The 16,326-nt window shown below is 57.5% G+C and carries 5 protein-coding genes; 4 read left to right on the plus strand and 1 reads right to left on the minus strand.

Annotated elements, in window-relative coordinates:
* Positions 1–474: 474 nt before the first annotated feature.
* Positions 475–825, minus strand: coding sequence for a hypothetical protein (locus H7U06_RS12345; RefSeq protein WP_175626451.1), 351 nt, complete (start codon positions 823–825; stop codon positions 475–477).
* Between the two features lie 232 nt (positions 826–1,057).
* On the opposite strand from H7U06_RS12345, the gene H7U06_RS12350 reads away from it, so the two are divergent.
* From H7U06_RS12350 to H7U06_RS12365, 4 genes are all read left to right on the plus strand, one after another.
* Entirely contained in the window at positions 1,058–1,762 is a 705-nt protein-coding gene (locus H7U06_RS12350) for a secretin and TonB N-terminal domain-containing protein (protein WP_175626452.1), read from the plus strand.
* A 2-nt stretch (positions 1,763–1,764) separates the two neighbouring features.
* Positions 1,765–2,322, plus strand: coding sequence for an RNA polymerase sigma factor (locus H7U06_RS12355; RefSeq protein WP_175626453.1), 558 nt, complete (start codon positions 1,765–1,767; stop codon positions 2,320–2,322).
* On the plus strand, positions 2,315–3,310 hold the full coding sequence (locus H7U06_RS12360; RefSeq protein ID WP_254873235.1) for a FecR domain-containing protein: 996 nt from the start codon (positions 2,315–2,317) through the stop codon (positions 3,308–3,310). Before H7U06_RS12355 ends, H7U06_RS12360 begins: the two co-directional genes overlap by 8 nt.
* Positions 3,311–3,478: 168 nt before the next feature.
* Positions 3,479–16,276, plus strand: a complete 12,798-nt coding sequence (locus tag H7U06_RS12365) for a filamentous haemagglutinin family protein (RefSeq protein WP_254873236.1) — start codon at positions 3,479–3,481, stop codon at positions 16,274–16,276.
* The last annotated feature ends 50 nt before the right edge of the window (positions 16,277–16,326 follow it).

The raw sequence follows: 16,326 nt of genomic DNA on the forward strand, positions 1-16,326 counted from the left end.
GAACCCGACTACGGAGAGTGAGGCAGATAGCGTTAGCATGGAGCAAGCAATGTGTCTTTTGGTGGAGCTGCCATACCTTGATTCATCGTTTGCTTGTAAGCTAATGAGCGATGAACAGATAAGGAAACGCAATGATCACACTAGCTCTGCATATGCAAAACGAATCTTTTTGCATGTCGATATTTGAAAAATAAATACCAGTAAAAAAATTGCAGAGCCGCATAGCGCAAGCGATGGCAGCCATTACTGGATGCATAAGCTTATTGGAAAGAGTTCGTTGTAAAGCGAGGTGTGCGCCTGTAATCTGGCGACATTGTTTAACGGGATTGCGTCAGTGATGTCGTGAACATGTGCATGACCATACCGGAGCCGGCGGTTCGAAAATATACCGGTACCAAACACTAAAAGGTGACCATGACTGTCACCTTTCTACACTGAACCAGCTTCAGTATCAGGCAGTACTCTCTATATATCTTATGGTTTTTCAGGCGGGCGCTGCGGATAAACCGAGGTGCCGAAGGTATTGCCCATGCGATTGCTGGTCGCAGCGCGGGTGAATACACCCAGCTGATTCGGCGGACGCTGGATGATGGCTTCAGAGCCCATTTGCGGCGCGCTCGGATTACTCGGGGTCGCCTTCGGTTGCAGCTTCTGGCTCAAGCAGTTGTATGAGGGTGCACGCACGCCGTCGACTTCCACTTCGACACAGGCTGGATCGTCCTTGCCCGCTTTGCTGGCGGGAACGGCGACCGGTTCTGCTGCATGCAGCCAGCCTGCCGTCAGTAATCCGATAGCTGCCAGCGATAGTAATGGGTATGTGCGCATGGTCTTTTCTTTCTATCCTGTGCTGCGTGGATGTATGGGTGTTTGCGCATGCTAGCAAGTGCATATGTCGTGCCGGTGACATCGTCATGTATCAACTGGCAAAAAATATGATGCAGGCCACTTGTCACAGCACAGTCATATTTTGACGCTATCGTCTCGACTGTAAATTTCGGCCCGCGCTGTGTAGCGTGCGGCGATCGAAGCAGTCCTCCGCCGTTGATCCCCCATTTAAATGATACGAACGACACGAATATCCGAATCGGGCAGCGACTTCGTACTCTCCATGTGTCTGATAGTGACCCTGATGGCGATGACGCATCAGGCTATTGCCCACGCACTTATACGGTTTGATCTGCCTGCACAGCCGCTGGATACGGCGCTGGTGACGTTTGGCGGCCTGACCGGTTACTCGGTGCTGGTGGCGAGTAATCTGGCGGCCGGACGCCAGGCCGCTGCGGTGGTCGGCGACTTTGAGCCGCGTGAGGCTTTGCAAAAATTATTGGTGGATACCGGACTGGTAGCACGTTACTCAGGCAGCAATGCATTTACGCTGGCGCTGGCGAATGGCGCGTCTGACGCATCCGAGCCTGATGCAGATGCGGCTTCCGGCAAGCGCATCGCACTCGCTAAAAGCAGTTATGCGCTGGTGCTGCAAGCGTCGTTGACGCGTATTCTGTGCCGCGCGCAGCCGGATGCTTTCGGACGTTATCGGGCGGTATTCCAGCTATGGATTAATGACGATGGCGCGATACGCGATGTGCGTCTGCTGGAATCGACCGGTTTGAAAGAGCGCGATGCAGTGGTGCAAAGAGCCCTGCGCCAGGGTGCGCTGGACGCAGCACCGCCAGCCAGGCTGGCACAGCCGATCAGCATTCTGCTGACGCCACGGCCTGATCCGGCAGCGGATTGCCAGCCTTACTTAAGCAGGATGGATTAGCGATGCCGGAAGCATTGAAAGCATCGTTACGCGCACTGTTCCTGAATCGCTATGCGCAGTTCAGGCGGCATTTGCATATGCGCCTGGGGTCGGAAGACCTGGCCAATGACGCTTTGCATGAAACGTATTTGCGCGTGGAAAACATGACTCCGCCTAGCGCCATCAAATATCCATCTGCCTATCTGTACCGCATCGCGCTCAATATTGCAGAAGACCAGCGCAAGAGCAACGCGCGCATGTTGAGTGTGCCGGAGATAGAAGGTTTGTATGAATTGGCGGACGAACTGGCCGATCCAGGACGCACGCTGGAAGCAAAGAATGAAATCGAGGCACTGGAGCGCGCACTGGCAGAGTTACCCAAGCGACGCCGTCTGATCGTGATTGCCGCGCGCGTGGATGAGATGCCACATCGAGAGATCGCCGTGCGCTTTGGTGTCTCGGTGCGGACGGTGGAGAAAGAATTACGTGCCGGTCTGGAACATTGTTGTGAGCGTCTGGGGCGAGATTTCATCCAGCGCTTCGGTCCCGGCGCAGGAAAACAGTCTAAGCAATATGAATAAGAAAACCATGACAGCAGACGACATGGCCATCCAGCGCGAAGCACAGGCGTGGGTGGTGCGGTTGGATTCGCGTGCGGTGAGCGAAGACGACGCCCAGGCCTTCCGCCTGTGGTGTACGCAGAACCGTGCGCATGCGACCGCCTTCAGCGAAGCGCGCAATGTATGGTCAGCCATGCGCCCGGCCGCGATGCAGGTCAAGTATGCGGAAGCACGTCGGCAGGACGCAGTTGCTGGTGCACACAAGGGACGGCGGGCTTTCCTCGGTGGCGCGGTGGCTGCATCGGTGGCTTACCTGGCTTTCCGTCCGCCTATGGATTTGTGGCCATCGCTGGGTGAGGTGGCTGCAGGTTTTGCGGCTGATTATCAGACCGCGACCGGCGAGCAGCGCACGCTGGCGATGAATGACAGTGTATTCGTGCAGATGAATACGCAGACCCGTCTCAATGTACAGGTGAATACAAATAGTGAAACCGGGATGGAATTATTGTCCGGTGAAGCGGAAATACAAACCGATTTCAACATGCCGGGCAAGGTGACGGTGCTGGCGGGCGGTGGCGTGGTATCTGCCCTGCAGGCCAGATTCAATATCCGCTACACCGGCAACAAGGTCTGCGTGACCTGCCTGCAGGGTCGGGTGCAGGTTGGCCAGGCGATACATCGGGCCACGCTGGACGCTGGTCAGCAGCTGACATACCGCGACGGTGACTTTGGTGTGCCACAGGCTGCGAATACCAGTAGCGTGACGGCATGGCGCAAACGCATGCTGGTATTTAACCAGGTCGCCTTGTCGGAAGTCGTCACTGAGGTGAATCGCTATCGTCCGGGCAAATTGATTTTGCGTAGCGAAGAGCTGGGTCGCAGCAAAGTACAGGCCAGTTTTTCGATAGACCGGCTGGATGATGTGATTGCGCTGATACGTGATGCCTATGGTGCTGACGTCACGCAGTTGCCAGGCGGGATCGTGCTATTGCGCAAAGCGACGGCTTGATAACTCGTTTGCTTACAGATGCAAAAAACCGTTTGTGACATTTTGATGACTTGCTGCAGTCGTGCGCTTCCTTTGCGGTCATAGCCTCCGTAAGCCGCGAAATGTTCTTGTATCACCAGGGATAAATCGTGGCACCGGACAGGCAACGATATACAAAGGAATCCCTCCATGCAGCGCAATACGACGGCCACGCTCAATAAACCAATCTCCGCTATTCCCGCGTCATCCCATATGATTCCTGCGCAATCGCGGCAGGCACGTCTCAAGCCCCTGGCCCACGCCATTGCGCTGATGGTGGCAACGGGTAGCATCCTGGGCGATGCGCATGCGCAGCAGGCGTTCAGTGCCGCATGGTATGCGCAGAAGGGTGCAGTACAAGCGGCTGCGGTTGTCACCGGCAAACTGCCGAACGGCATGCCCGCCATGCCAGCCAGTTCCCCGGTACTGCAGCAACAGCAAGCCAATGCGCAGTTGCAGCGTTCACTCGCGAACCTGAATTCGGCTGCACGTGCAATCGCACTACAACAAGCACAGCAATCCGCTGCACGCCTGATCGCCAACGGCACGGTGCCGGATGGCCTGGGTGTCGGCGGTCTGGACGCAGGCAGCCTGGTCAACAGCTGGATCAATGCGAATGGCCCGACGCAAAGCACGTCGAATGGCAAGACTATCGTCGACATCAAGCAAACCGCTGACAAGGCCATCCTGAATTGGGAAACCTTCAACATCGGTAAAAACACCATCCTGCAATTCGATCAGCAAGCCGACTGGTCAGTCCTCAACCGCATCAACAATACAACCGCACCGAGCGTCATCCAGGGCCAGATCAAAGCCCCGGGTACGGTCATGATCGTCAATGCCAACGGTATCGTTTTCACCGGCAGCAGCCAGGTCAACACACGTAACCTGGTCGCAGCTGCGGTCGGTATGACGAATGACCAATTCAACAAAGGCATATACAGCGAGAAGCTGGGCAACAACGACATCCCGACCTTCGGCAATGCTGTCAATGCCGCTACTGGCGTAGCCGGTGTGGCGAATGCTTTTGGTGTCGTGGTCGAACAGGGCGCGTTAATCGAAACGCATCAGACCACCAGCGCCACCCAGGGTGGTGGTTACGTCCTCATGGTCGGTGGGCAGGTCAGCAATGCCGGTACCATCAACACCGCCAATGGCCAGACCACACTGGCCGCCGGTGACACCTTCGTCATCAAAAAAGGTGTAGGTACCGCAGGCAACCAGACATCAACTACCCGCGGCAACGAAGTCACGACAGGACTGAATGCAGGCAGCAGCAACGGCAAGGTTGTTAATACCGGCACCGTCACCGCGTCGACCGGCGACATTACCATGACCGGTCATCAGATCGAACAACGTGGCGTCCTCGTCAGCAGCACTTCGGTTGATACGCGCGGCACCATCCATCTACAAGGTAATCCGAACGACGCCACCGCCAGCATTACGTTCGGTAAAGATAGCGTCACCGCCATCGTGCTGGATGCGAGCGCCTTGACCGCACTTGATAGTCAAAAGAATGGCCTGGCCGCACCGGTCACCGACATCAGTGGCAACATCGTTCCTGCCAATGACAGGCGTGATTTGTCACGCATAGAAATCAGTGGCGGCACGGTCGACTTTGAAGGTGATTCGCTGACCCTGGCCACCGGTGGCCAGGTCATGGTTGATGCCAAATCCCGCGCCCTGATGCGCGATGGCGCACAAATCGATGTCTCTGGTGCCGTCGGTGTCCAGCTGGGCATGGATAGCAACAACCTCAAAATCAACGTACAAGGTAATGAGCAGCGTGATGCCTCGGTCAACCGCGATGGTAAAGGCCTCAACAATAGCGACATCTGGATAGACAAGCGCGATCTCATCCTGGTCAAGGCCGACTACGACGCCGTTAAAAATCCGAATGGCTACAAAACCGATCGCTGGTACACCGCAGGCGGCTTGCTCGAAGTGGCCGGTTACCTCGCCACCAGCGGTCACACCGTCGGTGAATGGATGGCGCAGGGCGGCATCGTCAACTTCACTGGCAACAGCGTGGTCACGCAATCCGGTTCCAACATCAACCTCTCCGGCGGCACGCTGGATGTACAGACCGGCCTCATCAAGCAAACCTTCTTAAAAGGCGCGGACGGCAAACTCTACAATGCGTCGACCGCTCCTGGTGACATGCTCTACACCGGCGTCTTCAAAGGCTACGAAGACACCAGTGAGCGCTGGGGCGACAAGGCGACCAAGTACTATTACAACCCACTCATCGCGCCACGCACGCGCCTGGAAAACGGGTACACAGTAGGACGCGATGCCGGTACGCTGGTCATAGGCACGGCCAACGCAGTACTGGAAGGCAAAATCAGCAGTGATGTATTCCAGGGTGAGCGTCAGACCAGAGCACCGCAAGCGAATCTGGATGGCTACTACCAGTCGCAGAATGCAGCAGCGCAACATGCGCAACTCATCGTCGGCAGCGTCAGCAACTTCTATGACAAAACCACCGGCCTGCTGTCACGCCGCGTCGATGCGGGCGGCATTAAAAATGTAGTCTTCAGCGATACCGAGAATGCCATCGCAGACGGTCTCGACCTCAGCACCGTACTGCCAGCCGATCGCGTCAACACACTCGTCTTCAATACCGAACAACTCAACAGCTTTGCACTGGGCAGCATCAAAATCGCTGCTACCGACAAGATCGACGTCAACGGCGACCTCAAGGTCAATTCGGCTGGCAACATCACGCTCTACAGCAACAACGTCAACGTCTATGCCAACCTCACCGCACATAGCGGCACGATACAGCTCGGTAATGTACTGGATCAAATCACGACCAATGGCGTGGTCGGTGGCGTCGTCAGCCCGGGTAACCTGAACGGTCAGGTTACGGTGGCGCAAGGCGTCAAGCTGGATGCCAGCGGCCTCTGGAATAACCAGCAGCTGGACCCGAACAATACCGCCAGCCTGCCTTACGTCAACGGTGGTTCGGTCAGCATACGCAGCAGTCAGAATGCGACGCTCAACACCGGCAGCAGCATCGATGTCTCCTCTGGTGCAGCCTTGTTCAGTAAAGGTAAAACACAGGACGGTAAGGGCGGCAACGTCACGCTGGAAGCGAATGCATTTGGCGGCAGCAATGGCGTGCTCGCATTGAACGGCACATTGGAAGGCTATGGCGTCGCAGGTGGCGGCACGCTCACGCTGCAAACCAATCAAATCCTCATCACAGACGGCAGTAACACTGCTGCACCCGATACATTGGTTCTTGATGGCGGTTTCTTCAACAAAGGCTTCAGCAACTACAACCTGATCGGCAACAAGGGCGTCACCGTTGCTGAAGGTACGCAGGTGGATGTGGCCATGCCGGTGTATCGCTATGCGCAGAATGCGATCGGTAGTGTCACCGGCAGCAGCATCAAGGATGCGCTGGAACTGTGGACGCCACCGGTGTATCAGGACGATATCGCCAAAGGCACGCTCACCCAGCGCAAGGGCGCGAGCATCAAACTGCAGGCGGGCTCAACATTATCGAGTGCAGCCGACATGGCGATCGCACAAGCCGTCATCGGTAAAGGCGCAGTCGTCAATGTTGATCCGGGTCAGTCGATCACGGTAGCCAGCGTTGGCCAACTGACGGTCGATGGGCGTCTGAATGCATGGGGCGGCAAGATTACGCTGGCAGGTATCAATCCCGGGCTGGCAGCAGAAGCAGTGGAGGCGGCAGGCCATACCCGTTCGATCTGGGTCGGTGAGCAGGCGATACTCGACGTCGCTGCACGTGCGGTGACAGGTGTAGACGCACGCGGCAATCGTTATGGGCAAGTGCGTAATGGCGGCAGCATCGTGATCGGTGGTGAGATCAATCACACGATTGGTAATGCGACGGCACCGAATCTGTTTGTCGTGGTGCGCGATGGTGCAGTACTCGATGCATCCGGCACACAGGCGACACTGGATATTGCAGGACTCGGTGCGACCAATGTCGCCAGCGGCGGTGGCAGTATCTCGCTGACTTCGAATATGGGCTTGTACCTCGACGGCATGATGAAGGCCGAGGCGGGTGGTGCGGGTGCCGCAGGCGGTACGCTGAGCGTGGCACTGGAAGCACCGTATTACCTGAAAACTGCAGCCAGCAATGTCCTGAATCCGCGCGAGCTGGTGATCTCGCAGCACAAGGGTGCGAGCGCATTGCAGGGCGTGCAGGATGCAGTACAGGCTGGCAGCATATTGACCTACGGTTATGGCGGCCTGGCAGTGGATCAGGTGGAAGCGGGCGGCTTCGATAATCTGTCGGTGCTGGTGTCAGGTGCGTTGACCTGGGCCGGTGACGTTACGCTGAAGACCGATCAGAGTCTGCGCTTGTATGGTGGCTATGCATTGGCCGATGGTGCGCCGACTACTTCCAAAGTCAGACTGGAATCTTCGTATATCCACCTGGCCAGCAACAAAGTGGCTTTCCGCGATCAGTATGTCAATCCACGTAGCGCGAATGCAGCGGCGCGTGGCATAGGCGCAGAGTTCAGCGCAGCAGCGGACTTGATCGACATACGTGGTGCGGTCGCGCTGAACGCTGAGCGGGTCGAGTTGACCAGTCGCGGCGATTTGCGTTTCCTGACCATCAGCGATGGCTGGGATGGTAATAATCCGACGACCAGCCTGACCAGTCCCGGCGATATCGTGCTGAAGGCGGCGCAGCTCTATCCGGAAACCGGTGGCGGTGCGTCAGTCAAAGCCGGTTACCGTGCGATAGTCGGTAATGTGCTTGGTTATGATCCGCGCTATAGCCTGACCATAGGCCGCACTACCGATTACCTGCCCGCCATGCCTTACTCCGCGTTTGGCACTTTGCAATTGCTGGCGGCGCATGTCGAGCAGGGCGGTATCGTGCGTGCACCTCTCGGTTATATCGCGCTTGGTGTCGCAGGCTACGACAACGACATCACATTAAACGTCAATTTGCTCGCTAACAGTCTGACCTCGGTCAGCGGTGCCGGCATGATCATGCCTTACGGCGGCACGGTAGACGGACAGAGCTGGACTTACGATGGCAAGGCCGTGACTTTCACCGGTGTCGGTGGTGCCAATAGTGGTGGCACGCTAAAGGTTGGTGTAAAACTGGCAGGCACACAGGTGGCGGTGCATGAAGGCGCGACTCTGGATCTGTCCGGTGGCGGTGATCTGACCGGTGCCGGTTTCATCTCGGGTCGTGGTGGTTCCACCGATGCGCGTTACAACCCACTGGTTCAAATCGGCGTCAACGGCGGCTTCAGCTTGCCGGGTCTGGCGACGAATCCTATCTATGCGATTGTGCCGGGTGCGCAAGGCTATGCGCCGACGAATGCACAAGGTGCAGTTGATCCCGTCATCGGTCGTCAGGTGACGATAGGCGCTGGCGTGCCAGGTTTGCCAGCTGGGACCTACACATTGATGCCATCCACTTACGCCTTGTTGCCAGGTGCGTTCCGCGTCGAGATCAATGGTGCAGCCGGGATGGGCGGCTTCAATGCGACGCAGGCAATGCGCAATGGTTCATGGGCAGTGTCCGGCGCCTTGTCGATTGCCGGTACCGATATACGTGACAATCTCGCCAGCCAGTTAATCATCACACCGGGCAGCGTATTGCGCAGCTATTCGCAGTACAACGAAACCAGCTATACCGCATTTGCACTGGCCGATGCAGCGCGGCGCGGTATTCCGCGTCCTATCCTGCCGCTGGATGCGAAAACCCTGCAGCTGGATTTCAGGGCGGGCGCCGGTGCTGACGCCTTCAGTTTTAAAGGTGACGGACGTTTCAACGCGGCTGAAGGTGGTTATGGCGGCACCGTATCCGTGATTATGGGCAGCGGTTCGGATGAACTCAAGAAGATAGAAATTGTGGCTGCTGGTGCGCAAGCCACGACCGGATTCGACGGCATCACTTTGCGCGACGATAGCCTCAACAACATAGGCGCAAGCCGCATGGTGATAGGTGGCATTACGTCGGTGGAGTATGGCCAAAGCGGTAACTACGTGGATTTCAGGAATATGGCGCGGGAAGTGCATCTGCGTTCCGGTGCCCAGCTGGCGGCACCCGAAGTATTCCTGACGGCGACTGATCCAAGCAATGCAGCCCTCGGCAATGGCCTCATCAATGTGGAGCAGGGCGCGAGCATCAATACGCTGGGACGTGGCAAGGTTGCGTATGACTCGAACGATGGCTTCGTCTACAAGATGAGTGGCCATATGCTGGCTGCGTCGAATGGTTTGTTGAATGTGACGCAAGGCGCGAGCACAGCCACACGCGGCGCCATCACCATCGGCGCTTGTGACACCGGTACATGCACAGGGTCGACCACGCTGTATTCGGAAGGTACGGTACTGGCGTCCACCCAAGGCAGCTTTTTCCTCGATGACGCAGTGCGTTACGGTACCCGCAACCTGACGCTGGCGGTCGGTGCCATCAATATCGGCAGCGAGCAGGTATTGGCCGATGCACAAGCCAACGGCATACGTTCTTCCGGTCTGGCCCTGAACCAGAGCGTGCTGGATAGACTATTGCGTGGTGATACCAGCACTGGCGCACCTGCGCTGGAGACCTTGGTGCTGAATGCAGCGAATAGTGTCAACTTCTACGGCGACGTGACGCTGGATACTTATGACAGCACCGGCAAATCGACGCTGGACCGACTGGTATTGACGACGCCTGCCATCTACGGTCAAGGCGATGACAATGCGGTGGCGACGATACGTACAGCCAACCTGATCTGGGGTGGCGCGGAAACTGCAGCGGGCAACGTGATTGCAAATGGCGCAGGTACCGGCAGCGGCACATTGAACCTGATCACCGAGCGTATGGAATTCGGTTTCGCGCCGTTCACACAACCGGGCACCATCAAATCCTATGATCGTCTGGCGCTGGGATTTGCCAACGTCAACCTGAGCGCGAGCGAGCGCGTCACTGCCAATCATAAAGGCAGCTTGTCGGTGTACCAGGCACAAGGTGCATACGAAAGCGGCAAGGGCTTCCAGTACAGCGGTGGCAATCTGAATATCTCGACACCGCTGTTAACAGGTGCTGCCGGTTCGGTCAACAACATCACCGCTGGCGCTAACATCAATGTAGTCGCGCCGACGACCACGACAGCAGTAGACAGCAAAGTCGCCAACGACGCACTCGGTGCCGAATTGAGCCTGCACGGCAACAATGTCAGCGTGGCGAGCAAGGTTGTGCTGCCTAGCGGCAAACTGAAACTGATCGCCGACGAAGATCTGATCCTGACCGATGCCGCGCATATTGATCTGGCTGGACGCAAGATTGTTTTCCATGATCTCGATAAATACAGCTGGGGTGGCGACGTCATCCTCGAGAGTCGCAATGGCGATATCGTGCAGGCCGCCGGTTCGACCATCGATCTGTCGGCGGCTTATAACAAGGCAGGCAGCCTGACCGCAGTAGCATTGGCCGATGCCGCCGGTATGGTCAATCTGCAAGGTCGCGTCCTGGGCAGCAGCAGTGGTTACTACGACGCGGGCGGCACCCTGGTGCCATACGTGGCGGGCAGCATAGAAGTACGTGCGCAAACACTGGGCAGCAGCGGTACGCTGGACAGTCAGTTCGCCGCTCTCAATACGCGCCTGACTGCAGGCGGTGTATTCGGCAGCCGCAACTTCCAGCTGAAACAGGGCGACCTGACGATAGGCAATGAACTGAAAGCTGGCGTCATCAATGTCTCGGTCGACAATGGCAGCCTGACTGTAGTCGGCACTATTGATGCCAGCGGCGAACGCGTCGGCAATATACGTCTGGCGGGCAAGAACGGTTTGACGATAGGCAGCAACGCGGTACTGGATGCACACAGCACTGTGCTGCGCGTCGATAGCTACGGCAAGATCATAGACAGTCCGAACCGTGCCAACGTCGAACTCAGTTCCGGCAACGGCACGCTGACGTTGGCCAGCGGTGCGCAAATCGATTTACGTCACGGCACCAATGCACCAGTCGGCAATGGCAAAGGCCAGCATGACGGCACAACACGCGGCACGCTGACCTTGAATGCACCGCGTATCGGTAGCAACGGCGCGCATGATGACGCGGATGCGGCAGTACACGGTGACATTGCCATCGATGCCAGCGGCAGCCTGAATATACGCGGCGCCAAATCGATAGCCGTCAACGGCATGCAGCGTTATGACAATGCGCAACTGGCGACAGTAAAAGATGCGAACGGTAATGAAGTACTGGGCCAGGATGGCAAGCCGGTACTCGACCTGGCGGCAAATGGTCGTACGTATCAGGTCATCAACCAGGACTATCTGGATGACTTGCATGACGACAGCACGACCTTTATGGAAAAGGCTCTGCTCAACACCAATCTGACCAATACCAAACTGGCCGGACTGAACAACGCAACGTATGCGGATGCCTTGCATCTGCGCCCGGGCGTCGAGATCGTCAGCAATGCCGTCACCAATCCGGGTGGCGACATGATCGTGCAGGGTGACCTTGATCTGTCCAAATACCGTTACGAAAGCCTGAACCACAAGCCGCAAGTTGGTGTGTATGGTTCCGGTGAAGTCGGCACGCTGACCATACGTGCCGAAGGCAACCTCGATATCTTCGGCAGCATTAACGATGGCTTCGCACCACCGCCGGAAACGCAGGACGACAAAGGCTGGGTCTTGTTGCCAGGCCGTGATTTCACTGGTGGTGATCTGGTCGTGCCTAGCCTTGGCGTGACGCTGGCCGACGGCACTGCTTTCCCGGGTGGCACCACGCTCAACTACGATTTGCCGATCAAGGGCTTTACCTACACAGGTCGCCTGCCGGTCGACGCGACCTTGAGCCAAAGCCTGACCTTGCCAGCTGGTACGGTGCTGGCAGCGGCGGTACGTGATGCTGCGGGCAATGTCTTGTTTGCAGCGGGCACCATGTTGAGCCAGGCGCTTACGCTGCAGGCGGGTTACAAAATGGACGCTGGCAGTGTATTGGCCAGCGACACGAAATTCGCTGCGGTGGTGTGGCCGAAGGGACTTGCTTTGCCTGGTGTGCTGGGTGAACGCGCCACCTTGATACTGAATGGCGATAAGGCATTGGCGGTCGGCTCTCTGATTCCTTCCGGTACCGATGTGAAGTTGTTGGCAGGTGTCACTTCGATTCAACTGCGTCCGGAGATTGCAGGCAAATCGAACAAGCTGTGGGCGGTTGCGCAGATGCTGCCTGAAGGTTCGCAATCATGGTCATTGCGCCTGGTTGCGGGTGCAGATACAGAAGCGGCGGATAGCCGTGTCGTCAGCAGCCGTCTTGCAAATGGCAGTTTGCGTCTGGCCGATAGTCATTACGGTATGTTCGGCAAGGCTTTGCCGTCCAAAGATGTCTTCGTCTGGACCCAGGCGGCGATAGACATACTGATCGGTGCAGATTTGGGGCCCTTGCCGGTTGTTGGTGAAGAGATGACAGATGAATCTGTCACGATCGCTACCGGCGGCGTATATACCAGTTTCGCGCAGATGTGCTCGGACGACCCTAGCATGTGCCTGAAAAAAGAATCGTACAAGTGGTCACAAGAGGCTGCAGATGAGTTGGGCACACCTGCGCTGGCCGGGCAGCTGATGACGATCGAGTTTGTACAAAATGAGGTCGGGTACAACACCATCGCGGAAATGTGTGCGGATCTTCCTTACTGGTGTATTTCCACGTCCAAAGCCGAATACGAAAATATCGCTGGCAGCACGCGCTTCAGCGTCATACGCACCGGTACCGGTGACCTGGAACTGCTGAGTGCGGGCAATATCCGTATGGATTCCCTGTTTGGTGTCTACACCGCAGGTACTTCATCGGCGGCGACGTATGCCAACGATCCTTATAACCAGCCGCGTGGCCGCGCCGCTATCGGTACGGTCCTAAATGACCCGGACGGCGCGCGCGAACATCTGGTCGACGGCGGGAGCAGCAGTATTTACCGTGCCTGGTATCCGGACCAGGGCGGCAATCTGTTTATCAAGGCAGGTGGTGACCTGACCGGTTCACAGCTGACGGCGGCGGCTGCGACTGTTACGCGCCCGAATCCCAAGGATGGTGGCTATAACACGGCTGATACCGGCAATTGGTTATGGCGTCAGGGTAGCGGCAATGTCGCTACCGGCACCCAGGCACAGCCAACTGCATGGTGGATCAACTTCGGCACTTATACCAGTACGGCTGGTAGTGCCGATCAGATGGTGGGCTTTACCGGTTTCGGTGCCCTGGGTGGCGGCAATGTCGATGTACAGGTGGCGGGCAGCGCCGGTGCGTTGACCAAATACTCGGCACCGGCGTTTGACTCGACTATTAATCCGCGTAGCCAGGGCATCGTGCTGGCAGTCGGCAGCACCGGACGTGTGGCTGCAGATGGCAGCATGCAATTGACTGGTGGTGGCGACCTGAATGTGAAGGTCGGTGGCCAGCTGAATCCTGCCAGCGAGGTATTGAGCGGGACCCTGAATGGCGCGCTGGTCAACTTGCGTGGACATATCGACTTGACCAGTGCGCAAGTGGGTACGCTGGGACTGATCTACGGTTTCAATGCGACCGAGCACGTACCCAAGGAAAGCCGCGCTTTCGACTCCTTCCATGCGACACGTGCCGAAGCGCTCGGTGGCCTGGCACTGGTGCCAGGTGATGCGACTATCAGTATTAATACCCGGGGCGATCAGGTGATACAGGAAGTGATCGATCCGGGCCGTATCACGATACGTAACTTCTCGCCGTTCAAGAATAGCGCAGGTGTGGACGGTCGCGGCCTGAGCTGGTTCACCTTGTGGACTGATCGCACTTCGCTCGATATGTTCTCTGCCGGTGGCAATCTGACGCCTTACACACAGGGTGCTACTGCTGGCGGCACTATCAGCGATGACGCGATCATTTACCCGGCTATCACGCGGGCAGTCGCAGCCAGCGGCAATCTGTTCTATGGCAAGGGTTCGAAGACGCGATTCTCCGATCTGGGTTACTACGAACCGATTTTGCTGGCACCGTCACTTAACGGGCAATTGCAATTCCTGGCGGCAGAATCCATCTACGCGGGCGGCTTTGCCATCAGTCAATCCGGTGCTGCAGCATCCGCACTGGCGACACCGCAAAACCCGGCTTACGCTGGCTGGATCGCCGGTACCTGGCCCGACCTGCCGGTCGCGACCAATACCTCGGTGATGGCGAATCCGGTGGTTGGCGGTTACTTCCCCTTGTTTGCATTTGGTGCCAACAGCGCTGCGACTCGCCTCGAAGGTACAAGTGAACCGGCGCGCTTCTATGCGATGACGGGCGATCTGATCGGTGTCGATAGTGGTCGCCTGCTGACATACACCGACCGCGATCATCGCGCTTTGCCAGCTTGGCGTTATGGCCAGACCTGGTATGAAGGCGCGCAGCCGGTATGGATGTTCGCCGGACGTGACATCGTCAGCAGCGGCAGCTATCAGGGACCACCACAAGCGGGGAACCGGACTTACACCACCTATGGCAATTTGTTCGTGCATCACAATGCCAGCGATGTGTCGGTGGTCTCGGCTGGTCGCGACATTCTATATAGCAGCTTCAATGTGGCAGGCCCGGGTACGCTGGAAATTACCGCCGGTCGCAACATCCTGATGGAAGACAAGGGCGCGGTCACCAGCATAGGTGCGATAGTGCCGGGTGATACACGTCCTGGCGCGAATGTGGTGTTGCAGGCTGGAGTGGGCAAAGGCCTGGATTACCTCGGATTCATCCAGCCTTATCTGGACGCGGCCAACCTGGCGCAAAGCGGCATCCCGCTGGCAGGCCAGGGCGGCAAGGTCGCCAAGGTCTATGACGCGGAATTGATCCAGTGGTTGTCGGAGCTGTATGGCTTCACTGGTGATGCAGCAGCGGCACGCGCTTATTACCTGGCCTTGCCAGAACCGCAGCAACGCGTGTTCGCACGTAATGTGTACTTCGCGGAATTGCGTGAAGGCGGTCGTGAATACAACGACGTCAACAGTTCGCGCTACGGCAGCTTCCTGCGCAGCCGCAATGCGATAGCAGGCCTGATCCCGACGCTGGATGCAGATGGCAAGGCGATTGTGTATGACGGCGACATCATCATGTATCGCGGTACTTACTCATTTACCGATCCAGGCAATGGCACCACGGTAAGCTCGCCACGCAGCGGCTTTGTGCATACCAACTTCGGCGGCAACATCCAGATGCTGACGCCGGGTGGGCAGCAAGTGTTCGGTATTGAAGGCGAAGCCCCGCCATCGACTTCCGGCGTGATCACACAAGGCAGCGGCGATATTCAGCTGTATGCACGCGACAGCATCTTGCTGGGCCAGAGTCGCATCATGACGACCTTCGGTGGCGACATCCTGGCCTGGTCGGATCGTGGCGACATCAATGCGGGTCGTGGCTCGAAGACGACGCTGGTGTATACCCCGCCTAAACGTGAATACGACCAGTGGGGTAACGTCAAGCTGGCGTCGAATGTGCCGAGCACCGGCGCAGGTATTGCGACGCTGGCACCGATCCCGGAAGTACCGGCCGGTGACATGGACTTGCTGGCACCGCTGGGCACTATCGATGCCGGTGAAGCCGGTATCCGGGTCTCGGGCAACGTCAACATCTTTGCCTTGCAGGTGGTGAATGCGGCCAATATCAAAGTCGCAGGTGACGCCAAAGGCATCCCGATGATCGCAGCTGTCAACGTCGGCGCACTGACCAATGCCAGCGCGGCGGCCAGTTCAGCGGCGGCAGCGGCGCAGGATGTGGTGCAGCGTGATCGTAACGCAGCGCGTCAGAACCTGCCGTCGATCTTCACGGTGCGCGTACTTGGCTTCGGCAATGAAGACAGTCATGACGAAGGCAGCAAAGCAAAAGCGCAGGGCGCTGCATACAACCCGCAAGGCGTGGTGCAGGTGCTGGGCGCAGGTGAGCTGAGCGAGGCAGAGATGCAGCCGTTGACACAGAACGAGCGTCGCGGTCTGAAGAAATAGTAACAAGCACGTCAGCTCAAGGGCTTCCGCAAGGAAGCCCTTTTTATTTG

The sequence above is a fragment of the Herminiimonas sp. Marseille-P9896 genome, from assembly GCF_903993245.1.
Lineage (GTDB): Bacteria > Pseudomonadota > Gammaproteobacteria > Burkholderiales > Burkholderiaceae_D > Oxalicibacterium > Oxalicibacterium contaminans.